Genomic DNA, 20,970 nt, shown 5'->3' with positions numbered 1-20,970 from the left:
AGGAGACAAGTATGCCAGACGTCAGCACGGACCTCAGGGTTTTCAATGATTTTGAAAGAAACCCGGAACTTCTCAAAAAATTCGACAAGGTGTTGGAGGCGTACTCTGCTGCTGCCATTTTTGCGGATGTGCAGTACCGAACAGGGGTGATGGACAGCGCCATCAAACCCGCCTTCCGCGCCAAGGTGACAGGCCAGGCCGTGACGGTTCAGCTTTCAAAAGGCGACCTGGTCGACCCATTGCGAGCGCTTGAAATGGGACAACCCGGAGACGTGATCGTTGTGGACGCGGGTGGTGATCGTCAAACGTCAGTCTGCGGCGGTTTAATGGGTGGCCTGGCCAAGAACCGTGGCATTCGCGGTATGATCGTAGATGGCACTGGGCGTGACACAGATGAGTTGGAAGACATCAACTGGCCAATCTGGACGCGCGCGATCACGCCGCGCGGAACGCACACGATGTTCTCGGAACGTAAAGAAGAACTTTCGATCAATGTGCCAATCGCCTGTGGGGGCGTCGTGGTAAACCCCGGAGATTTCATCGTAGCTGATCTTATGGGCGTCGTCGTGGTTCCACAGGAAATTGCCGATGAAACCGTGCGCCTTGCCCAAGAGCAGGCTGACCGTGAAGAGGAAACCCGTAAATGGGTGGCCCAAGGCAAAACCGTTGAGGATCTGCTGAATGAATTCGGTCGCATCTGAGCCAGCGCTGATCGGCGTAGATTGGGGCACGTCATCGTTCCGTGCATTTCTAATCGGTGCGGAGGGCGAGGTGATCGATGGGGTCTCGTCGCCTGAAGGCATCATGCAGGTTGCGGGGCAAACCTTTGACGCGGTCCTTGATCGTCTCATCGGCCCTTGGGTCTCCAACACCAACCTGCCGATCCTGGCATCCGGCATGATCACCAGCCGCAATGGCTGGGTCGAAACTCAATATGCCGAAATGCCGCTGGGTGCTGGCGGTCTGGCGCGGGCGTTGGTCCCCCACGAAGCGGCCAACGGAGCGCGTATTCATTTTGTGACTGGTGCTTCGACAGAACATGCCGGAGGACCCGACGTAATGCGCGGCGAGGAGACCCAGATCATCGGGGCATCTTCGCTAGGCTTGAGCGAAGGTATGTTCGTGATGCCGGGAACGCACAGCAAATGGGTTCAGGTTGCGGATGGGAAGATCGTGGATTTCTCGACCTACATGACAGGTGAAATCTTTTCGGCACTGAAAGAACACACGATCCTTGGCACCTTGATGAAGGAGGACGCCTTCAGCGAAGACGCGTTCGTGATGGGCGTCAAGGCGGGCCTCAGTGGTGAGGCGAACTTGCTGCACAGCCTGTTTCATGTTCGGACACTTCCTCTCATGGGCAAAATCCCGAAGGTTGCTACGGCCGACTACTTGTCGGGCTTGTTGATCGGGACCGAGGTTGCCGCTGCGACCGACGAAGTAAAAGACGTCGGCACGATCACTGTTGTTGGACGCAGCGACTTGTCCGACCGATACGAAATAGCGCTTCGAACTGCTGGTTTCGACAGCCGTCGCGCTCCGGATGATATCGTTGCGAAAGGGCATTTTCTGATTGCTCGTGCTGCGGGGTTGGTCGGATGATTGACCTCACCGCAGCTCTTGCCGAGAACCCGCTGATTGCGATTTTGCGGGGGCTGGCACCAGAAAATGCGCGCCCGGTGTCTGATGTGCTCTTCGATGCCGGGTTTCGGATAATCGAAGTGCCGCTCAACTCACCGGACCCGCTGGAATCGATAGGGCAGATCGCCGTGAAGCATGGCGCTCAGACCATCGTCGGCGCTGGCACAGTATTGACTGTGGATCAGGTCGCGGCGGTTGCTGATGCAGGCGGGCGTATCATCGTGTCGCCCAATATGAACCCGGACGTTGGGCGCGCGGCTGTCGCACGGGATCTGTATTGGTGTCCAGGTGTCATGACCCCCTCCGAGGCCTTTACGGCATTGGATATCGGGGCATCGGTCCTCAAATTCTTTCCGGCGGAAATGGTGCCACCAGCTGCCATCGCTGCCATGCGCGCCGTATTGCCTGCAGACGCAATCATCGCTGCGGTAGGGGGCATAACGCCGGATACGATGGCGTCGTATCATGCCGCGGGTGCAAATGGATATGGGCTGGGATCCGCGCTGTTCAAACCGAGCTATACATTGGATGATATCGGCAGGCGCGCGCGCGCCTTCACCAGTGTATTGGAGGAACTTGGATGAAACAGGCCCTTGTTACGGGCGGTACGCGAGGAATCGGTGCGGGTGTTGCACGGTCTCTGGCAGACGCAGGTTGGTCCGTCATTGCCGCATCCGCCTCCCAATCCGAACTGGATGCATTCGAGCCTCGGGACGGGTTAAAGGTGCAGCTCTTGGATGTCACCGACCAGACGTCCATCAATGATGTATTCGGCGAACTCACGGGTCTCGATGCCTTGGTGAACTGCGCAGGTATTCTTTTGCGTGGCGAAGAATATGACATCGACGTCTTCGCCAAGGTGCTCGATGTGAATCTGACAGGCACCATGCGCTGCTGTCTTGCCGCGCATCCATTGTTGGCTGAAGCGAGTGGGGCCATCGTCAACACCGCCTCTATGCTCAGCACTTTTGGTGGACCTTTGGTGCCGGCCTATTCCGCTTCCAAGGGCGGCGTGGCACAGTTGACCAAGGCACTGGCAGGTCGCTGGGCCGAAGACGGTATCCGGGTCAATGCCATCGCGCCGGGCTGGATCGAGACAGAGATGACCAAAGGCCTTCGGGAAGACCCTGAACGAACGGCGGGGATCATGGCGCGTACGCCGATGAAACGCTGGGGAAAACCCGAAGAGATCGGCGCGCTTGTGCAATGGCTTTTGAGTGAAAACGCCAGTTTTGTGACCGGATCGATCTATCCGGTCGATGGCGGCTATCTCGCTATGTGAGGAAAATCTATGAATGACGATGACACCGCCCGAATGCCATATCAATTGCCATTCCCCAAGGATGCGCAAGACGAAATCGTGATCCCGAATGCCGTGAGTGCGGACGACAGACTATGGGTTCCGCAGGCAGAGAACGTCTGGTTCCGACCGCTCTGCCTGAACCGCTCGCAAGGTTATTGGATGAACCTCCTCAAAGTACGCAAAGCTGGTGTTCTTTCGCGGCACCGCCATCCACAGCCAGTCCACGGTTTTGTCCTGAAAGGGCGCTGGCATTATCTGGAACATGATTGGGTTGCGGAAGAAGGGGGATATGTCTTTGAGCCGCCGGGTGAGACTCATACTTTGGTCGTTCCCGACGATGTCGAAGAGATGGTCACCTATTTCCAGGTCAATGGCGTGATGTGCTATGTTGATCCGTGGGGCAAGGTCACTGGCTACGAAGATGTCTTTACCAAGATTGATCTGTGCCGAAAACACTTCGCGGAAGTCGGTCTTGGAGAAGATTACGTTGAACAATTCATCAGGTGATGCGCCCCGTTTCGCGCTGGTGGCCCATGATGCGCGAAAGGACGAAATCGTTGAATGGGTGAGTCTGCAATTGGCCCGCCTGTCCAGAGTACAAATCTTTTCGACAGGGACCACCGGCAGTCGCATTAAGCAAGCCTATCCAGAACTGGATGTTACCTGCTTGAAAAGCGGACCACTCGGAGGCGACCAACAGATCGGCGCCATGATCTGCGAAGAGAAACTGGATGCACTGGTTTTCTTTGTCGACCCTCTGTCGCCCATGCCACACGACGTCGACGTTAAGGCTCTGACCCGTCTCGCCACGGTATATGATCTGCCAATGGCATGTTCACGCTCAACTGCGGATCTGATCGTGGAGGGACTGATTGACGGGGATGACAACACGCCTGTCTGATACGCCGCACGTCGGAATTGCCGATCAGCTGGTTCTCAGAAGGTGCTCTGCCAGACTGCCGAGGTTTTCGCTGCCAAGCTGGCTCATGTTGGCCTCTATGTCAGCTTTCAGGATGTGAACGAGATGGTCGATCCCTCGTGCTCCGAACGCTGCAACGGCATATTGAAAGGCGCGTCCGACCATGACGAAATCTGCACCTTTCGCCAAGGCACGCATGATGTCCAATCCCCAGGCAACGCCAGAGTCATAGATCAGTGGCACATCTGTTCCGACCGCCTCGCGGATGTTTGGGAGTTGGTCAATGACCGCGGGTCCGGCTTCGAATTGACGCCCGGAGTGGTTTGAGACCCAGATGCAATCCACGCCCTCGGCCACCATTTCTTGCGCGTCCTCCGGCCGCAGGACACCCTTGACGATCAGGTGACCCTCCCATTCCTGTCGCAGTTCGCGCAGGTAGTCCCAATCTGGAATCCCACGGATCAGAGCGCCTGCATGGGTAAAGCTTTCTCGCCCGCGTGTCGGGACGTAATCGTCAAAGAACCGCATACGTGGCATGATGCCCTCGCGCAGATGCGCAAGGCACCAGGAGGGTCGTGACGCCATTTCTTTCAGCGTGCGCAGGTCAGCTTTTGGAGGCACCGTCAGATTGGCGCGGCGCTGTCGTTCGCGCCGGCTCTCTTCTGGAACGTCCACCGTGATAATCAGCGTATGAAATCCCGCTGCCTTAATCCTCGGCAGCATCGCGCGGCGCAGATCGCCGGAGTTCACCGGGTAATGCTGAAACCATCCGTTTTTTCCAATGTAAGGTGCCACATCTTCCGGTGAAGCAACCGCCACGCTGGACAACGAAAACGGAATATTGTGGGCAACCGCAGCCTTTGCAAGCATCCGCTCTGCTCCTGCCCACATCAGGCCGGACATACCTACCGGTGCTATCCCGAATGGCAGATCGTAAGTTCTACCCATCAATGTAGTCTGTAGGTCGGCCTTTGTTCGGCCGCATAGTACACGCGGCATGAATCCGATGGCGTCAAGTGCGTCACGGTTGACCTTCAGTCCCAGCTCCCGGCCGGTCGCGCTGTCGAGGTATTCGAAAGCAAACTTCGGAATGCGCTTCTGTGCGGTTCGCCGAAGGTCTTCTATCGACGGGTGAGAAAGGTCCAGATCCATCCGGGTCCTCTGGTGTTGTTGTCTAACGTTAGAAGGGCTTCAGCCGGTCACCAAAGGGATGGCAAGGCCAAGGAAATTGCGGGCACATAAGTGATGAACATCAACAAGATCAGCATGCCGACAAAGAATGGCAGGATCGCCCGGCTGAGGCTTTCGATGGAAACCTTCGAAATGCTACTGGCCACGAACAGGTTCACACCCAATGGCGGTGTGCAGAACCCAATGGCCAGGTTGACCGTCAAGATGACACCAAAAACGATCGGATCGACACCCAGTGCGGTTGCAACAGGCAGCAGGATGGGCGTCATGATGATGATCGAAGAAATCGTCTCCATGAACATGCCGATCACCAGCAAAAGCAGATTGATCAACAACAGAATGATGATCGGATTGTCGGACAGGCTGGTGATCGTTGTTGCGAGCTCTGTTGGGATTCTTGCGAGCGTGATCAACCTGCCAAAGGCGGTCGCCATGATCACCAATATCAGAATGGTCCCGCTGGTCTTTGCACTGCCCGCCAAAACCTCTGGCAGATCCTTGAGGGTGATGTCGCCATAGACGAATATGCCGATGAAAGCGGCATAGACTACGGCCACGGCACCGGCTTCGGTTGGGGTGAAGATACCGCTGTAGATGCCCCCAAGGATAATTACCGGCACCAGTAGCGCCCAGATAGAAGAGCGGAAACTCTGCCAGACACCCGGACCTGAGAACGTAGTCGTCGATTGCTGAACAACCTCGTCCTTTCTCAACAGAACCCGAGCCACCAACATGAACATGAGGGCAAAAAGGATGCCAGGAACAACACCTGCAAGAAACAGTTTGCCGATCGAAACCTCGGCAGTAACTCCATAGATGATGAATGGAATACTTGGCGGTATCATAACGCCGATCATTCCTGAGGATGCCGTCAATGCGCCGCTGAATTTGCGCGTATAGCCGACCTTTTCCATCTCGGGGATCATGTTCGACCCGATGGCGGCTACGGTCGCAGGAGACGAACCGGATATGGCGGCAAAGAACACGCAGGCAAGTACGTTCACATAAGCCAGCCCACCCCGGATATGCCCGATCAGTGCATTGGCGAACCCAACCAGTCTACGAGACATTCCGCCGTGCTGCATCAGGTCGCCTGCCAAAATGAACAGAGGGACGGCAATTAGAGGAAACGAGTCCGCGCCTGTTACCACTGACCGTGCCAGAAGAACCATGGGTGGCGTGCCATCCACAAAGGCCATCACGATCATAGTGGCTAGGCCCAAACAGATGCCAATTGGCACGCTGAAGAGCAACAGGGCAAAGAGCGTCAAGAAAAGCGTTGTTGCAAGCATGCAGGGTTCCTCACGCTTTGGTTCCTGCGATCAGACGCAGGGTTCGGATCAGATGTTGAGTGACGCGGATCGCGGACAGGCCCGCGCCAATCGGTGCCGAAGCATAAAGGATTGGGATCGGTAGCCCCAAAACGACCGACGTCTGGCTGGCCACAAAGGGCTGTCGGATAAGCTTGATGCATTCAATTGTCAGAACGACCAGAAATCCAAGGACAAGAAGCGCGATCACAACATCCGCGTAAAGCCTTGCCCGCTCGCTTAGGGCATCACGCAGGACCGTGATACGCACATGATCTCCTGTGTGGAATGCATAGCTGACGCCAAGCCAGACAAACCATACAAACAGCCAAAGCGTTAGCTCTTCGCCCCATGAAAGAGAGGCATTCAGAATGTAGCGCATGAACACATTTCCAAAGATCAACAAGACAATCGCGGCCAAAAGTGCACTGGCTAAGACCTTTTCGGCATTCATATCGATCCATTTGATAACCGACACCGTTCACCTCCCCTTGAACGAAAGGGGCACCCGAACTTTCATGGCGCGGGTGCCCGTATTGGCTGAGTAGTCCGAGGGTCAGCTTTCGCTCGCTGCGGAAACCGCTGCTACCCAGTCGTCATAGGCTTCAGCGCCAACCTCGTCGCGATACTGCAGACGGACGCTTTCGGTTTTGTCGGCAAAGGCCTGTCGCTGCTCTGCAGTCAGTTCCAGAACCTCGACACCAGCAGCACGAATCTGTTCCAGTTGTTCCGCATCTTCGCTCGCGACCAGTTCAGCCTGATATTCACGTGCGGCGGCCATCGAGTCCCGGACCAGTTTCTGATGCTCTGCGGACAGCGAGTCAAAGAACGGTTTGGAGATGACGGGCATATAGACCGCAAAGACATGGCCCGTGGTCGAAAGGTATTTCTGAACCTCGTAGAAACGCTGTGAGGTAATGATCGCCAGTGGGTTTTCCTGGCCGTCGATCACGCCTTGCTGGAGAGCAGAATAGACCTCACCAAAGTTCATTGGCGTCGGGTTGGCCCCGAGCGTTTCGAATGTCGCCACATGCGCCGGAACCTTCATGGTACGCAGCTTGACACCCTCGAGATCCGCAGGGGTTGCAACCGGACGGACATTGTTGGTCACATTGCGTACACCCAATTCAAGCCAGCCAAGACCGACCAATCCCTGGTTTTCGACCCGTGCAAGCATCCCATCACCAGCATCACCATCAAGAACATCAAAGGCGATGTCCTTGGAGGAATACATGTAGGGCAGTTCAATTACTGCAAAAGCCGGATCCCAGCCCGCGAAGAAAGAGGAAGGAGGAATGGCCATTTCCAGAACGCCGGTTTGAACACCTTCGATCATTTCGCGATCAGGGCCCATCTGCGACGAAGGGAATATCTGTACGTCGATCTCACCATTCGAGCCAGCTTCGACCAGTTCTTCAAATTTCAGTAGCGCGCGATGCATATGAAACGCTTCTGCTGCGCCATGCCCAACCTTAATGACTGTTTCAGCGGATGCTGCAAAAGTAAGCCCGGCTGACATGACGACGCCAAGCGCCAATGTTGATTTCTTGAACAAGGTATCCTCCCACGGATTTAGTTATTTTCGATCTATTATCTGAGATATCAGATATAATATAGAAATCAAGCTTACATGTGCTATTGTGTTAGAGAGACGAAATAGGACGAAGTGAAAATGACCGAGATTTTGCCGATTAAGCGCCCGGATTCGTTGAGTAAAACTGCTGAAGAGCATATCCGAAAAGGCATAATCAATGGCACGTTTCAATTGGGTGAATCGTTGCCGGAAGTGAAGTTGTCAAATGCCATGGGCATCAGCAAAACTCCGATTCGCGAAGCTCTATCAGCTTTGAATCTTCAGGGCCTCGTTCAGATCTTTCCTCATCGAGGAGCCTTTGTATTCTCTCTTTCTCAAGAGGACGTGGTGCAGCTTTGCCAGTATCGGCTAATCCTAGAATCTGCAGCTTTGGATCAGGCGCTTGAAAAGAACCCTTCGGTTCTGATCAATGAGCTGTCTACAATTGTTTCGAAGATGTCGGAAGCGCAGGAAGCGGATGAATTCGAACAGTACTTGGAACTTGACGCCGAGTTTCACGACGCGTTTTTCAGGTCCTGCGGAAACAGTTACCTGCGGGATGGATATCAAAAAGTCAGTGATATCGTCCAAACTATGCGGACACACCTGTCCAAACGTTCCAATCGAACGAAGAAATCTTTCAAGGAACATCAAGCGATCACATCGCTATTGGACGAGGGTAAAGTAAAAGCAGCAACGAACACCCTCAAACGTCAAATCACTCGCGGTGAGCGTTCTTACTCCGATTTGGTTGGTCTAAGGCAAGCATAGGTGCCCACCATTTGGTCACGATGTTCACCAAAAGCGCATCTGGCAGCAAATCTAATGCCGCGTGCGTGGGCAACATAAGTTCAAAGTGGCGGAGTTGGGCTGTTCTTAGACAAGGGCCGTGGCCACGATTAGAGGGCGGTTTTTGTGTTGGGTCAGAAATGCTTGACGATTGGGTCAGAAATGAATGACGGAATTTACCGATTTGTTGAGGTTTTGAATGTCAATTGAGTCAAATATCAGTGACGTTCCACATTTCCTTGTCAGGCGACACATAGTTCTGCCACCAGCGACAGAACCTTGCCATTTTCGCCTCACTTTCTTCATCCAGCACCTAAACCGATTTCAATGATCCCGACTTCCCTTTTGGGAAAATCAGGTCTGATTTGCGGATCAGACGCCGAAGGCACCTGTTCCTGCTGATCTGCCACTTGGCGAACGCGGATGGGGGCGAGGCAATGCTATTCGACAGTAGTGGTGCGGCCCGCAGGCTCAGGCGAGGACACGGTGTTGTCTAATAGGGTTGCGGTTCTTCAACCAGCACCAGATGTAGTGGTTCGTATTGAACGTCATCGTTAGCATTGGCAGCCTCGCCGACGCGCATCCAAGAGTCGCGAAAGCTCATCAACCTGAAAATCATCGAAATTAGGTTTTGGTATCCGAGCCCATTGTTGTTTTCTGGAAGCTGCAGCAGCGGCACCATATCTTCGCTTTCCGTAGGGGCCACATCAACGACAAATGTTACAGCCGAAGAGTGATTTAACCCGTCGATTGCCTTTAATCTTGTAGAAACCTTTGGTTTCGGGTCTGTTACGCTTGGGTAACTCATTTCTTCAACTTCACTAAATGCAGCTGCGAAGCTTTCGGTTAGCTTTTGATCAAACGCGTCTTGCGCCGCTTCAATGGCTTGAAGCGCGCCTAAATCATTTGCATCAGGTCCTTTCGCCGGATCGAGGTGTTTTGAATAGTAGCTGCGGAGTTGATCCGAAAGCTTGCTACCAGGAGATCCTGCGGGAGCGTCGTCGTCTTCCTCGCCTGCCGCTTCTTCACCGAATCCACGCTGCGCAGGGATATCGTGAATTCGTACTAGCCCTTTCAATGGCTCACCTTCGTAAGGAAGACAGTTTGACGGCAATTCCTGCAAGGCCGCTTGTCCACGTACAGGGTCGGCAGCTTTTGCAGGGTCAAGCGGATAGAGCTGTCGGCTATGAAATACGCGAACCAGCCATTCATACAATCACTTTCAAAGCCTGCTTTGTCCCGCGAGGCTGCCTTATGCACTCGTTCCACTGAAGGGCCACCTCTCAACCAGAGATCGCTTCACATAAAACCGTTTCAAGGATGTTCGCGGTTTGTTGTGGTGGTGCAAAGCAACCCTTGGTTGCGGAAGCTTAGCGTTCTCATCCCTGTTTAAACGGCTGCCTGATGTAGCGGGTTCGGATGTCGAATCATAAACTTACGGAATTCGTCTGGTAAGCACAGTAATTAAACTTGCCTTTCAGGTCCCGTGCCGCTGATTCAGGTGATGGAGATAGGCGGCAACAACAGCGAGCTACATAGCCTCCAGCGTATGTGAAAGGCCGTTTCGAATGTGATCTTCCAACAGCCTCTTTGCCGTGTCGGCGTCTCTGGCCAGCGCGGCATCGAACATGCCCTTGTGCTCCTTGACCGCTTCTTCGCCGCGATAAGTCAGCACAAGCATCTGATACCGCAAGTATTTGTCGTAGATGATGGAGTGCAGAGACAGAAGGTTCTTGGAGTTGCAGGCCGCGATCATCGCTTGATGAAACTCCCAATCATATCGTTTCCAGGTTTCTTTCTCGGACTCGTCGCCCTTGAGAAGCTGCTGTTCCATCAGGTGCAGTTTGTGGTGCGCGGCAACGAGGTTGCCTTCCCAGTCCGTGTCGCCATTCGCAATGGACAACTCCAACGCGTGGCATTCCAGCAGGACACGCAACTCTGATATCTCGGTCAGGTCTTCGCGAGAGACCGGCGTAACCAGGAAGCCTCTTTGTTCGGGAGCTTCGACAAAACCGTCGCTGGCAAGCCTGTTCAGGGTTTCACGAAGTGTTGAAAGGCTTGCTGAGTAGCGCTCTTTCAATGCGTCCAGCTTCAGTTTGGAGCCGGGTTGCAACTCTCCGAAGATGATATCCCGCTTGATGCGCTGATAGGTGCTTGCACCTATCGTAGACGGCTGTTTCGCCATGCGTTTCACCCGATATTTTTAGATTCCTCCTTCAAATACCACTTTATAGAGTTATCAGCAATCCAATCTGATGTATGGTAGAAATAAAAATATCATACATTATTGTGGAATCGCAAAAACCCCAATACGGTCGAATTCAAGTTGGGCAAAGCAGCTCAGTCATAAACATTGGTTTCGGAGTTTCCGAACCCTCTGGAAGGAAGCAAAGTGTCAATGAACTTTCGCATTGCCATTGTCGGCATTGGCCTTGTTGGACGCCGCCACGCAGACGCGATCCGCGCGTTGCGTCATGTCGATCTTGTTGCGGTTGTTGATCCCAGTGACGAAGGGCGCACCTACGCTGCGGAGCATGGCGTTGCGTGTTACGAGACCCTCGAGAATATGTTTGCAAATCAGACGCCGGACGGAGCTGTGCTCGCGACGCCCACGACGCTTCATGTCGAACAAGGGCTCACATGTGTTCGGCATGGTTGTCCCGTACTCGTCGAAAAACCGATCGCCGTGGAAGCCTCCGCTGCACTGGAGCTTGTCCAAGAAGCGGAAAAGGCCAATGTGCCACTGATGGTCGGACATCATCGTCGGCACAATCCTCTGATCAAGTCAGCGAAGGAAGCCATTGTCGACGGGAAGATTGGAGATGTGCGCGCTGTCCATGCGAATTGCTGGTTTTACAAGCCCGATGAGTATTTTGACGCCGCACCCTGGCGTAAGAAACCCGGTGCGGGGCCTATCTCGGTCAATCTTGTCCATGATGTCGATCTTCTGCGGTACCTGGCCGGAGAGGTCGTGACCGTACAGGCGCAGTCGGCTACCTCGCAACGCGGCTATGACAACGAAGATGTCGCCGGAGCGCTATTGACGTTTGAAAGCGGAGCGATTGGGACCATTAGCGTATCCGACAGCATTGTTGCTCCGTGGAGCTGGGAGATGACGTCTCAGGAATATCCAATCTATCCGTCGACCACTGAGAGTAGCTACATGATCGGTGGCTCTCATGGGTCGTTGTCTGTCCCTGATCTAAGATTATGGACCTACCAGGGTGAGGAAAGGGATTGGTGGATTCCAATTTCGTCAACCGCGCTGAAGAAGGGTTCCTCTGACCCACTGGTCAATCAACTCGGGCACTTTGTTGACGTTGCTCGGCACGAAGCAGATCCGATTGTGTCCGGCTGGGAAGGCTTCAGAACACTTCAAGTCATTGAAGCTATTCAGAATTCCTGCAGAACAGGTGATACGGTCAAGATCAAAAACTTACAAAAAACACCAATGGCAGGTATGACGGCAGTCTAAAATATCAGATATTTTGCAAAACATCTTGCAAAATGTCCAAAATAGGTCAAAACTCTGAATCGCAAAAAAGAAGCATCATGATGTCTCAGGGAGGAGCAAAGTGATTACCAAACTTACCCGCCGGGCTGCTGTATCGGCCCTGGTCGCAACCGGTGTTCTGTTTAGCGCAACAAGTGGTGTGCTGGCGGAAGACAAAGTGCAACTTCGCCTCGCAACATCAGGATCGGAGACCGATCAGCGCTCGGTCGCTATGGCCGAGGTTTTCGCGCCCATGGTCGCTGATTTCGCAAGCTACGAGCCCAGCTATAATGGAACCATCTTCGCCCAAGGCACCGAGTTGGACGCCATCAGCCGGGGTAACCTGGAAATGTCGATCACCTCGGCGCAGGAACTGGCCCAGTTCTTCCCCGAGTTTTCGATCTTTACCGCAGGCTATGTCCACCAGGACGCCGCGCATCAGGTGGCTGTCTTCAACGATCCCTTGATGGATGCCTTCAAGCAAAAAGCTGAAGAAGAGCTGGGCGTCAAACTGCTGTCGGTCATGTATCTGGGCCGTCGTCAGGTTAACCTGCGCCAACCCAAGGATGAGCTGACAGTCACGACGCCAGCAGACTTGGAAGGCGTGAATCTGCGGATGCCGGGCACCGACGCATGGCAGTTCCTTGGCAAAGCGCTGGGTGCCGCGCCGACACCGATGGCCTTCTCCGAAGTCTATACCGCGCTGTCGACCGGTGCCGTTGACGGGCAGGATAATCCGTTACCGACCGTCGTCGACGCCAAGTTCTATGAAGTGACCAATCAGATCGTCCTGACATCGCATCTGGTCGACTTGAACTATATCGCCATCGGCAAAGAGGTTTGGGACGGGCTTACTCCGGAACAGCAAGCCAAGGTTCAGGAAGCTGCGGACGCAGCAGCTGAATCAGGCCGCCAGAAACAGCTTCAGAAAGAAGAGGATCTTGTCAGCTTCCTGAAAGAGCAGGGCATGGAGATTTACGAACCCGATCTCGCTGCGTTCCGCGATCAGGTACAGTCTATGTACCTGGAAAGTGAATTCGCCGGATCATGGCCGGACGGTGTGCTTGAGCAGATCAACGCTCTGGGCAACTAAAGTCGTCTGAAGAAGGGAGGGAGAACCATAATGAAAGCCTTTATGAAGGGGTTCTCCCGACTGACCGAAGCGATTGCCGGCGGGATGCTGGCGGCAATCTTCCTGATCTTCCTATTGCAAATACTCTTGCGCTACTTCTTTACCCCCGCCGGATGGACGCTTGAACTCATCGGCATTCTGTGGGTCTGGGTGATCTTCTTCAGTTGCGCTTTCATAGTGCGAGAACGGGATCACGTGAAGTTCGACATTATCTACCTTTCCGTACCGATGCGCGTGCGGCAGGTCTTTGCGATGCTGGCGGCCGCAGCGATCGTGGTCGGTATGCTCTACAGCTTCCTTCCGACGTGGGACTACATCGACTGGATGAAAATCCGCAAGACATCGACTGTCCGCAATCCGTTCTCCGGCGAGAAGATACCGCTGCGCACAGTATTCTCGATTTACGCGGTATTCATGCTGGTCGTCGCAGCGCGGTACGCGTGGCTATTCTTCGACGTCATGCGCAATGGCCCACCAAAGACAGAGTTGGAACTGGTCGTTGGGTACAACGTCGTTGACGACCATCCGCGTGTCGACGTCGAAGAGGGCGAGGAAGTTAAGAAATGAGTTTTGAACTTCTTTCCTGCCTGCTCGCTCTCTTTCTTCTGGCAGGCATCGGGACACCTATCGGCTATTCCATCCTTTTGGCCTCATTGGTGTATCTGGGCACGGCCGGATTGGACGTCGCCCTCGCGGGCGAGAAAATCCTGCAAGGCTTCTACAAAAGCACGATCCTGCTTGCCGTGCCTTTGTTCATCGTCGCCGCGAATATCATGAATGCTGGGTCGATCACGGACCGTCTGCTGAACTTCTGCGTAGCCGCTGTCGGTCGTTTCAAGGGCGGCCTCGGGCACGTAAACGTGGTAGCGTCTCTGATCTTTTCCGGTATGTCCGGCTCGGCTGTCGCGGATGCCGCGGGGATCGGCAAGATAATCATTGAAATGATGACCAAAGATGGCCGCTACAGCCGAGGCTACGCAGCTGCAATCACGGCGGCGTCGGCAACGATCGGCCCTATTATTCCACCCTCGATCCCGATGGTTTTGTACGCGCTCGTTTCCAAGGCCTCTATTGGGTCGCTGTTCCTGGCCGGTATTCTGCCGGGTCTGATCATGGGCGTCGTTCTGATGGCGATGAACTACTATCTGGCCGGAAAGCGGAACTTTGCTTTGGAAGAACCTGTTCCGCTGCGCGAGTTGCCCGCAAAAACCGCCAACGCGTTTCCGGCGCTGCTGATGCCTGCAATCCTGCTGTACGGAATCTACGGCGGCGTCACCACTCCGACCGAGGCTGCAGCAGTGGCTGCTTTCTATGCGCTGCTTCTCGCCGCCCTGTTCTATCGTGCCTTGACTTTCCGTGGCCTGTATCAAGTGTTCGTCGACAGCGCGCGCTCTTCCGCCGCCGTCGGGGTGGTCATTGGCGGCGCGTTCATTCTGAACTTCATCGTCATTCAGGAACAGATTCCACAGTCGATCTCGGTACTGCTGGAGGGTTCAGATGTTAGTCCGATTGTTTTCCTGATCCTGGTTAACCTGCTGATCCTCGCGCTGGGTTGCGTGTTGGACGCGACAACGATCATTCTTGTGATCGTGCCCCTGTTCATTCCAACCTGCGAAGCGCTTGGAATTGATCTGGTGCATTTCGGAGTGCTGGTCGTCGTGAACTCGATGATCGGTCTGATCACGCCTCCCTATGGCATTCTACTCTTTGTGATCAACGCCGTGACGGACATTCCGCTGCGTGAAATCATCTCGGAAATCTGGGCCTTCCTGGCGGTTCTCATCTTCGCCTTGGTGATCATGATGCTGATGCCGGATCTGGTCCTGTGGTTGCCGCGTATGTTTGGATATCAGGGATAATGTGCCTCTCGGTTTCGACAACGTCGATCCCCGGTGATCTGGCTGAAAAGCTGAGTACTATCGCTGACGCGGGATTCGGGGGTGTCGAATTACACGAGCCGGATTTGACTGCTTTTGACGGGTCGCCATCTCAGATCCGGAACATTGCGTCAGATCTCGGCCTAAAGATTTGCCTGCTGCAACCCTTCCATAACCTTGAAGGCCAGTCCGGCGGTGGACGGGAGCGCGCCTTTGATCGGCTGAAACGCAAACTCGACCTGATGACCGAGTTGGGAACGGAATTACTGCTAATCGGGTCTGCCTTCGACGTCGATGCCGCTGCAACCGAAGAACAGGTAATCGCAGATCTTGGCGAGGCGGCCCAAATCGCTAAAGAAATAGGGATGCGTCTGGCCTATATGGGCTTGCCATGGTCGGATCTTATTCGCTCGGATGAGCAGGCGTTACGCGTCGTGGAAGCCATCGACAGCCCCCATTTCGGGCTGGCCCTGAATTCCTTCTTCTCGCTTGCCGATGGGTCCAAACCAGCCCGCCTTCGGGACATTCCCGGAGAGCGGCTGTTCCATGTGCAACTGTCCGATGCACCCCGGCTTGAGATGGATATCCGCAGGCTCAAGCGGCATTTCGGGCTTTTGCCCGGGCTCGGATCGCTGAACCTTGCGGGCTTCGTGCGGGTGTTGTCGCGCGCCGGTTACAAGGGGCCTTGGTCCATTGCGCGCGTCAACGAAGCGGCGCCGCAACCCGGAGGCAGGACGCTGGCCCGAGACAGCTACAGGTCGCTGGTGAACCTCCTGGATGAGGTATCTCGGACCGAACCGGGAACCGATTTCGGTATCCCGGACCTGCCGGAACGCGTCTATGTATCAGGCTTTGAGTTCGTCGAATTTACAGCTGATGAATTAAGCGGCGCGCAGCTTGCAGAGATGCTGTCAGCAATGTGCTTTCGAATGGAGCGAAAACACGTCACCAAGTCCGTCGAGCTGTGGCGGCAGGGTGCCATAAACATCGTTGTGAATACCGAAAAGGAAGGTTTTGCCCATTCGGCGTTCCTGGGTCACGGCCCCTCCGTTTGTGACATGGGGTTGCGTGTCAAAGATGCAGATCAGACGGTTCAGCGGGCGACCGCGTTGGGCGCGCCGAATTTCTCACAGCCGGTGGGAACAGGGGAACTGGATATCCCGGCCATTCGGGGTGTTGGTGGCAACGTCGTTCATTTCATCGATGAGAAATCCGATCTGCATCGGGTTTGGGACATCGAGTTTGAGCCAGTCGCCAAGACCAAAGCGACCCAGCCCGCCGGTCTGCGCCGCATCGACCATCTGGCACAGACGATGCGTCACGATGAGATGCAGAGCTGGCTGCTCTACTACATTTCGACTTTTGAGATGGCAAAGTCTCCTATTGTGAACGTCGCCGATCCGTCCGGCGTCGTGCAAAGCCAGGCTATCGAAAGTCCAGAAGGCGAAGTGCGCCTGAACCTGAACGGGGCCGTTGGGCGCCAAACTCTGGCGGCGTCATTCCTTGAAGATGGCCTTGGCGCCGGTGTTCAGCACATTGCCTTCCAATCGGACGATATTTTTGAAACTTCAGCCCAGTTGCTCAAGTCCGGCTTTCCCAGCCTGTCCATCCCGGAGAACTACTACGGTGATCTGCAAGCGACATTCGGATTGGATGACGATTTGGTCGCCCAATTGCGCAGGGGGAACATTCTCTACGATCGGGCGGCGGGTGCTGAGTATTTTCAGATATACAGCCGCCCCATCTTTAACGGCTTCTTCTTCGAAATTGTTGAACGCCGTATGGGCTATGCCGGTTATGGCGCGCGCAATGCACCCATTCGCCTTGCTGCGCAAAGCAAAACCCAGCCGGTGAAAGAGGTGCAGACGCAATGACCGCGCAGATGAAAGACGATGAGCGCGCCGTTCGCCAATGGTGGCGTACCTCCATCATCGACATGAAACCCGGACAGATCTCTTTTCGTGGAAACGCCATAGAGGACCTGATCGGAAACGTATCTTTCCCGCAGATGATCTGGCTTATGGTGCGGGGCGATCTACCCAGCGACGCGCAAGCGCGCCTGTTCGAAGCCGCTTTGGTCGCAGGCGTGGATCACGGCCCACAGGCTCCCTCAATCGCGGCTGCGCGTATGGCCGCCACCTGCGGGGTAGGTCTCAATAATGCGATGGCGACTGCGGTGAACATGCTGGGCGACGTGCACGGCGGGGCAGGAGAGCAGTGTGCAGAGCTGTACTATGATATCGCAGCTCGCATAGATGCGGGAGCTTCGCTGAATGACGCTGTTCGGGATGGCTTGGACAGCTGGCGCGAGACCTACGGCAAGATCGTATCGGGCTTTGGTCACAGGTTTCACAAGCCTGTCGATCCACGCGCACCACGATTGATGCAACTTGTTCGTGATGCGGCGGCAGAAGGCACAGTATCTGGCCGGTTTGCCGATATCGGAGAAGAGGTTCGCGCCGAACTCGGTCGTCAACGCGGCGGTCGGCCAATTGCCATGAATATCGACGGCGCGACAGCTGTGATCTTCTGCGAACTTGGCTTTCCTGCGCCCTTGTCGCGGGGGCTGTTCTGCCTGTCCCGCTCGGTCGGAATACTTGCCCACGCCTGGGAGCAGACGAGCCAGGGCGGTCGGAACAAAGGACCGATGCCCCCGAATTACTTACCCCTCTACGAAGACAGGAATGATGACACGTGAGACATCGAAATCCTTCCGGGTCGGCCTTATCGGCTGTGGTCGTATCAGCGATATTTATCTAAAAACACTATCCAAATCCTCAAACGTTGAGGTCGTGGCTTGCGCAAGCCTTGACCCTTCTGAAAGCCGCGCCAAAGCGGATCAATACGGTGTCGCCAAGGCCTGTGCGCCAGATGAGGTGTTTGACGATCCGACGATTGACTGTGTTCTGAATCTGACAATCCCGGCGGCGCATGCGGAAATCAGTTTGCGCGCGTTGGAGGCGGGGAAACACGTCTATTCCGAAAAGCCACTGGTCATGAACCGAACGGATGGTAAGGCGATCCTGCACATGGCCTCTGAAAAGGGGTTACTGGTCGGTTGCGCACCCGACACATTTCTGGGCGGTCGCTGGCAGACCGTTCGGCGCTTGATCGACGAGGGTGCCATTGGCAAACCGACAGGGGCTTTTGCCCATGTCGGGACCCACGGGACGGAGCGCCACCATCCCAACCCGGATTTCTACTATAAGGCGGGTGGTGGGCCATTGCTGGACCTTGGGCCGTACTACCTGACCGCCATGATCTGCTGCCTTGGTCCCGTTGACCGGGTTGCCGGAATGGCTCGGCGCACGTTCGACAATAGGATGATCGAAAACGGCCCTCGCAACGGCGAATGGATAGATGTCGAGGTCGACACGCACTCTCTAAGCCTGCTGCAGTTCTCTTCCGGAGCTATAGGGTCGATGACCATGAGCTTCGACGTCTGGGACAGCGAAACTCCACGGTTCGAGATCTACGGTGAAAACGGCACCATCAGCATCCCAGACCCAGACCCGGTTCATGGTGCCAATATCTTTCAAGGGGATGTCTGGCTGAAAACGCGGGAGACCTCGCGCTGGTCTCATCAGCCTCGTCCAACCGGTCGCGAAGACTGGCAGGTGGTCGAAAACAAACACGGGTTCAATGAAGACAACCGCGGGCTCGGCCTTTTGGATCTGGCCCTGGCGGCGCAAGAAGGACGCCAACCCCGTGCAAGTGGAGCGCTTGCCTACCATGTATTCGAGGTCATGGACGCGATTGAACGGGCGCCGAAATTTGGTGCCTATCAGACGATAGAAAGCCGTTGCGAGGCTCCGGAACCTTTGCCGGTCGATTTCCTGAACGATGAGAGGAAGGAGTTGGTCCATGCCGATTGAGACACTCGACTTTGCTCAGCCATTCTTTCGCGTCCAGCACATAACTGACGAGCGCAGAATTTCTATAGAGGGTCGCGCCATCGTCCTTAACCTTGGGGGGCGAAATCTCTCTGTCGAGGATCAGACCATTGCACCGCTTTCGTCTGTGATCGTGCAAGACAGCACGCTTAGCGGCGTGGAACGTGCAGTCATTGTCCACGATTTCGACGCCCATGCGGATGACAACGAGTTGTTCGCATGGGTGAAAGATACATGGCCATCTGCTTTTGATGTTCGCCAAGAGGAGCGTTTGCGCGGTGTCAGCCACTACATGTCGCCAAAGGTCTTTGTAGGTAACGTTGGACTGACCATGTACCATTCCGGTTCGGTCCCATTGAATGTCGGATTGCACAAGGATCATCCGTTCTGCCCGGTACCGGGGTTTCGCGAAGTGCATACGCAAATCGTAGGCTTTGGCAAAATGCAGCAATGCCGTGAGCGGGATGTTGAAACCCTTTACCTCGAAGAATTCATGGCCCCCGGCACGACGCACAAACCGATGTATGACGCTGAAGGCAACTATCCCTGGCATCAGTACGAGACGATTACCCCCAGCATTTTCATGGCGGTGGAAATGCTGCCGGAAGGCGTACGGGCCCCGGAAATAGAGGTTCAGAATGGCTGAGAGACTTTTACCCAAAGACCTGAACTTTGACGGACCTTTCCCCCGGTTGTCTCGCCGTTTGCGGCTGGGCGTTGTTGGCGGCGGACGGATCTCTGTCACGCAGGCAACGGCCGCGCGGATGACCGACCGGTGGGAGGTCACCGCAGGCGCGCTCAGTTCTGACGCCGCGCGAAGCAAGGCGCGCGGGGCCGAGTGGTTCCTGCCGGCAGACAGGTGCTATGCGTCGTTCGACGAGATGGCGCAGGCCGAGGCGACGCGCCCGGATGGCGTAGATGCCGTCATGATCACGACCCCGAACCACGTTCATTTCGAAGCTGCCAAAGCGTTTCTTGAGGCGGGCATTGACGTGCTGTGCGACAAGCCCCTGACCAACGAAGTTGCCGAGGCCGAGGGGCTTGAGGAGATCGCCGCGCGCACGGGAAACATCTTTGCTGTCGGATATACGATGTCATGTTTTCCAGTAATCCGTCAGGCCAAACAAATCGTGGCGGAAGGCGGCATCGGTAAAATCAACCAAATCCACGTCGAGTTCATGCAAGACTGGATGACGCCCGATGATGTGGCTGATGCGCCCCACGTCAAATGGCGGCTGGACCCAAAGATTTCTGGTCCGACCAGCTGTGTCGGCGATATCGGCACCCATGCAGCTCATCTCGCCAGTTTTGTCTCGGGCCTGCCCTTGACCGACCTACGGGCCGAGTTTCATGTCTGCGGTGCGCCAAAGCCTTTGGAAGACACGGTTTTCATGTTCACCCGCTATCAAAACGAGGTTCCAGGAACCCTGATGGCGACACGCCTTGCCCCCGGAAATCGGGGTGGGTTGCGGTTGCGGATATTCGGGAGCGAAGGCGGTCTTGAGTGGGACTTGGAGAATTCGGAACAGCTGAAGTTCAATCGGTTCGGTGAGCCGGATCGTATCATCAGCCGAGGTCACGGGCACGGCATTGGCCCCGGCGCGGAACGTCTGGTCCGTACCGCGCGCGGCTTTCCCGAAGGGATTATCGAAGCCTGGGCCAACCTCTATACTGAATTTGCCATGGCAGTGGCCGCGCGCCGGGATGGTGTCACAGTTCCGGATGATTGGCTTACTTATCCCAGTGTCGAACAAGGTGCAGATGGCGTCCGGTTTATTGAAGCCTCCGTGCGCTCTCACCAGTCCGGAGGTGACTGGGTCACTCTCTAAGGCTCTGCCAACAAGATTGT

At 55.2% G+C, this 20,970-nt stretch carries 22 protein-coding genes; 16 read left to right on the top strand and 6 right to left on the bottom strand.

From position 1 onward, the window contains the following. The first annotated feature begins 11 nt into the window (after positions 1-11). From GS611_RS08580 to GS611_RS08555, 6 genes are read left to right on the top strand one after another with little or no spacing between them, the layout of a single operon-like run. A complete protein-coding gene (locus GS611_RS08580) occupies positions 12-701 on the top strand; it encodes an RraA family protein (protein ID WP_171634691.1) in 690 nt (229 codons plus the stop codon). Further along, positions 682-1,602, top strand: coding sequence for a 2-dehydro-3-deoxygalactonokinase (locus GS611_RS08575; protein ID WP_171634689.1), 921 nt, complete (start codon positions 682-684; stop codon positions 1,600-1,602). The genes GS611_RS08580 and GS611_RS08575 overlap by 20 nt, the downstream gene beginning before the upstream one ends. Then, positions 1,599-2,225 carry a 2-dehydro-3-deoxy-6-phosphogalactonate aldolase gene (locus tag GS611_RS08570; RefSeq protein ID WP_171634687.1) on the top strand — a complete coding sequence of 209 codons (627 nt, stop codon included), beginning with the start codon at positions 1,599-1,601 and terminating at the stop codon, positions 2,223-2,225. Before GS611_RS08575 ends, GS611_RS08570 begins: the two co-directional genes overlap by 4 nt. Further along, positions 2,222-2,923, top strand: coding sequence for an SDR family NAD(P)-dependent oxidoreductase (locus tag GS611_RS08565; RefSeq protein WP_171634685.1), 702 nt, complete (start codon positions 2,222-2,224; stop codon positions 2,921-2,923). Before GS611_RS08570 ends, GS611_RS08565 begins: the two co-directional genes overlap by 4 nt. Before the next feature lie 9 nt (positions 2,924-2,932). Then, positions 2,933-3,451 carry a 2,4'-dihydroxyacetophenone dioxygenase family protein gene (locus GS611_RS08560; protein ID WP_171634682.1) on the top strand — a complete coding sequence of 173 codons (519 nt, stop codon included), beginning with the start codon at positions 2,933-2,935 and terminating at the stop codon, positions 3,449-3,451. Continuing rightward, positions 3,432-3,845 carry a methylglyoxal synthase gene (locus GS611_RS08555; protein WP_171634680.1) on the top strand — a complete coding sequence of 138 codons (414 nt, stop codon included), beginning with the start codon at positions 3,432-3,434 and terminating at the stop codon, positions 3,843-3,845. The genes GS611_RS08560 and GS611_RS08555 overlap by 20 nt, the downstream gene beginning before the upstream one ends. Before the next feature lie 24 nt (positions 3,846-3,869). Here the strand turns inward: GS611_RS08555 and GS611_RS08550 are convergent, their stop codons facing one another. The 4 genes from GS611_RS08550 to GS611_RS08535 form a co-directional block, all read right to left on the bottom strand. Then, positions 3,870-5,015 (bottom strand): alpha-hydroxy acid oxidase, encoded by a 1,146-nt coding sequence (locus tag GS611_RS08550; protein ID WP_171634677.1) that lies wholly within the window; start codon positions 5,013-5,015, stop codon positions 3,870-3,872. A gap of 47 nt (positions 5,016-5,062) precedes the next feature. Then, a complete protein-coding gene (locus GS611_RS08545; protein WP_171634675.1) occupies positions 5,063-6,346 on the bottom strand; it encodes a TRAP transporter large permease in 1,284 nt (427 codons plus the stop codon). A 10-nt stretch (positions 6,347-6,356) separates the two neighbouring features. Further along, positions 6,357-6,842, bottom strand: coding sequence for a TRAP transporter small permease subunit (locus tag GS611_RS08540; protein ID WP_171634672.1), 486 nt, complete (start codon positions 6,840-6,842; stop codon positions 6,357-6,359). A gap of 78 nt (positions 6,843-6,920) precedes the next feature. Then, the gene (locus GS611_RS08535; RefSeq protein WP_171634670.1) at positions 6,921-7,919 is read right to left on the bottom strand and encodes a TRAP transporter substrate-binding protein; all 999 of its coding nucleotides are present in this window, start codon (positions 7,917-7,919) and stop codon (positions 6,921-6,923) included. Positions 7,920-8,036: 117 nt separating this feature from the next. Between GS611_RS08535 and GS611_RS08530 the strand changes: the two genes are divergently transcribed. Then, positions 8,037-8,708, top strand: coding sequence for a GntR family transcriptional regulator (locus tag GS611_RS08530; RefSeq protein ID WP_171634668.1), 672 nt, complete (start codon positions 8,037-8,039; stop codon positions 8,706-8,708). A 511-nt stretch (positions 8,709-9,219) separates the two neighbouring features. On the opposite strand, the gene GS611_RS08525 is transcribed toward GS611_RS08530, so the two are convergent. Both GS611_RS08525 and GS611_RS08520 read right to left on the bottom strand, forming a co-directional pair. Beyond that, entirely contained in the window at positions 9,220-9,942 is a 723-nt protein-coding gene (locus tag GS611_RS08525; protein ID WP_171634664.1) for an AAA family ATPase, read from the bottom strand. Between the two features lie 315 nt (positions 9,943-10,257). Beyond that, a complete protein-coding gene (locus tag GS611_RS08520; protein ID WP_171634661.1) occupies positions 10,258-10,911 on the bottom strand; it encodes a GntR family transcriptional regulator in 654 nt (217 codons plus the stop codon). 213 nt (positions 10,912-11,124) lie between these two features. Here GS611_RS08520 and GS611_RS08515 point away from each other — a divergent pair, with 213 nt between their 5' ends. The 9 genes from GS611_RS08515 (at position 11,125) to GS611_RS08475 (ending at position 20,950) form a co-directional block, all read left to right on the top strand. Beyond that, positions 11,125-12,201: a Gfo/Idh/MocA family protein gene (locus tag GS611_RS08515; RefSeq protein WP_216598221.1), complete on the top strand. Its 1,077-nt coding sequence runs from the start codon at positions 11,125-11,127 to the stop codon at positions 12,199-12,201. A gap of 100 nt (positions 12,202-12,301) precedes the next feature. Continuing rightward, positions 12,302-13,312, top strand: a complete 1,011-nt coding sequence (gene dctP / locus GS611_RS08510; protein ID WP_171634656.1) for a TRAP transporter substrate-binding protein DctP — start codon at positions 12,302-12,304, stop codon at positions 13,310-13,312. Between the two features lie 30 nt (positions 13,313-13,342). After that, on the top strand, positions 13,343-13,918 hold the full coding sequence (locus GS611_RS08505) for a TRAP transporter small permease (protein WP_171634653.1): 576 nt from the start codon (positions 13,343-13,345) through the stop codon (positions 13,916-13,918). After that, positions 13,915-15,210 (top strand): TRAP transporter large permease, encoded by a 1,296-nt coding sequence (locus GS611_RS08500; protein WP_171634650.1) that lies wholly within the window; start codon positions 13,915-13,917, stop codon positions 15,208-15,210. Before GS611_RS08505 ends, GS611_RS08500 begins: the two co-directional genes overlap by 4 nt. Beyond that, positions 15,210-17,102, top strand: coding sequence for a bifunctional sugar phosphate isomerase/epimerase/4-hydroxyphenylpyruvate dioxygenase family protein (locus GS611_RS08495; protein ID WP_171634648.1), 1,893 nt, complete (start codon positions 15,210-15,212; stop codon positions 17,100-17,102). The genes GS611_RS08500 and GS611_RS08495 overlap by 1 nt, the downstream gene beginning before the upstream one ends. Before the next feature lie 8 nt (positions 17,103-17,110). Next, positions 17,111-17,926, top strand: coding sequence for a citryl-CoA lyase (locus GS611_RS08490; RefSeq protein WP_171635154.1), 816 nt, complete (start codon positions 17,111-17,113; stop codon positions 17,924-17,926). Then, positions 17,916-19,103, top strand: coding sequence for a Gfo/Idh/MocA family protein (locus tag GS611_RS08485; protein WP_253284976.1), 1,188 nt, complete (start codon positions 17,916-17,918; stop codon positions 19,101-19,103). Before GS611_RS08490 ends, GS611_RS08485 begins: the two co-directional genes overlap by 11 nt. Beyond that, the gene (locus tag GS611_RS08480; protein WP_171634643.1) at positions 19,093-19,767 is read left to right on the top strand and encodes a hypothetical protein; all 675 of its coding nucleotides are present in this window, start codon (positions 19,093-19,095) and stop codon (positions 19,765-19,767) included. Before GS611_RS08485 ends, GS611_RS08480 begins: the two co-directional genes overlap by 11 nt. Then, positions 19,760-20,950 carry a Gfo/Idh/MocA family protein gene (locus GS611_RS08475; RefSeq protein ID WP_171634640.1) on the top strand — a complete coding sequence of 397 codons (1,191 nt, stop codon included), beginning with the start codon at positions 19,760-19,762 and terminating at the stop codon, positions 20,948-20,950. The genes GS611_RS08480 and GS611_RS08475 overlap by 8 nt, the downstream gene beginning before the upstream one ends. Positions 20,951-20,970 lie beyond the last annotated feature (20 nt).

The sequence above is a fragment of the Ruegeria sp. HKCCD6119 genome (genome assembly GCF_013110585.1).
Classification (GTDB): Bacteria; Pseudomonadota; Alphaproteobacteria; order Rhodobacterales; family Rhodobacteraceae; genus Ruegeria.
Note: the sequence above shows the minus strand (reverse complement) of the source record. Positions and strands in the feature narration are given on the sequence as shown.

What these genes read in the sequence shown, in the direction of transcription:
- GS611_RS08580 (WP_171634691.1), top strand. Translation starts at nt 12, where the DNA reads ATGCCAGACGTCAGCACGGACCTCAGGGTTTTCAATGATTTTGAAAGA.
- GS611_RS08575 (WP_171634689.1), top strand. Translation starts at nt 682, where the DNA reads ATGAATTCGGTCGCATCTGAGCCAGCGCTGATCGGCGTAGATTGGGGC.
- GS611_RS08570 (WP_171634687.1), top strand. Translation starts at nt 1,599, where the DNA reads ATGATTGACCTCACCGCAGCTCTTGCCGAGAACCCGCTGATTGCGATT.
- GS611_RS08565 (WP_171634685.1), top strand. Translation starts at nt 2,222, where the DNA reads ATGAAACAGGCCCTTGTTACGGGCGGTACGCGAGGAATCGGTGCGGGT.
- GS611_RS08560 (WP_171634682.1), top strand. Translation starts at nt 2,933, where the DNA reads ATGAATGACGATGACACCGCCCGAATGCCATATCAATTGCCATTCCCC.
- GS611_RS08550 (WP_171634677.1), bottom strand. Translation starts at nt 5,015, where the DNA reads ATGGATCTGGACCTTTCTCACCCGTCGATAGAAGACCTTCGGCGAACC.
- GS611_RS08545 (WP_171634675.1), bottom strand. Translation starts at nt 6,346, where the DNA reads ATGCTTGCAACAACGCTTTTCTTGACGCTCTTTGCCCTGTTGCTCTTC.
- GS611_RS08530 (WP_171634668.1), top strand. Translation starts at nt 8,037, where the DNA reads ATGACCGAGATTTTGCCGATTAAGCGCCCGGATTCGTTGAGTAAAACT.
- GS611_RS08520 (WP_171634661.1), bottom strand. Translation starts at nt 10,911, where the DNA reads ATGGCGAAACAGCCGTCTACGATAGGTGCAAGCACCTATCAGCGCATC.
- GS611_RS08515 (WP_216598221.1), top strand. Translation starts at nt 11,125, where the DNA reads ATGAACTTTCGCATTGCCATTGTCGGCATTGGCCTTGTTGGACGCCGC.
- GS611_RS08505 (WP_171634653.1), top strand. Translation starts at nt 13,343, where the DNA reads ATGAAAGCCTTTATGAAGGGGTTCTCCCGACTGACCGAAGCGATTGCC.
- GS611_RS08500 (WP_171634650.1), top strand. Translation starts at nt 13,915, where the DNA reads ATGAGTTTTGAACTTCTTTCCTGCCTGCTCGCTCTCTTTCTTCTGGCA.
- GS611_RS08495 (WP_171634648.1), top strand. Translation starts at nt 15,210, where the DNA reads ATGTGCCTCTCGGTTTCGACAACGTCGATCCCCGGTGATCTGGCTGAA.
- GS611_RS08490 (WP_171635154.1), top strand. Translation starts at nt 17,111, where the DNA reads ATGAAAGACGATGAGCGCGCCGTTCGCCAATGGTGGCGTACCTCCATC.
- GS611_RS08485 (WP_253284976.1), top strand. Translation starts at nt 17,916, where the DNA reads ATGACACGTGAGACATCGAAATCCTTCCGGGTCGGCCTTATCGGCTGT.
- GS611_RS08480 (WP_171634643.1), top strand. Translation starts at nt 19,093, where the DNA reads ATGCCGATTGAGACACTCGACTTTGCTCAGCCATTCTTTCGCGTCCAG.
- GS611_RS08475 (WP_171634640.1), top strand. Translation starts at nt 19,760, where the DNA reads ATGGCTGAGAGACTTTTACCCAAAGACCTGAACTTTGACGGACCTTTC.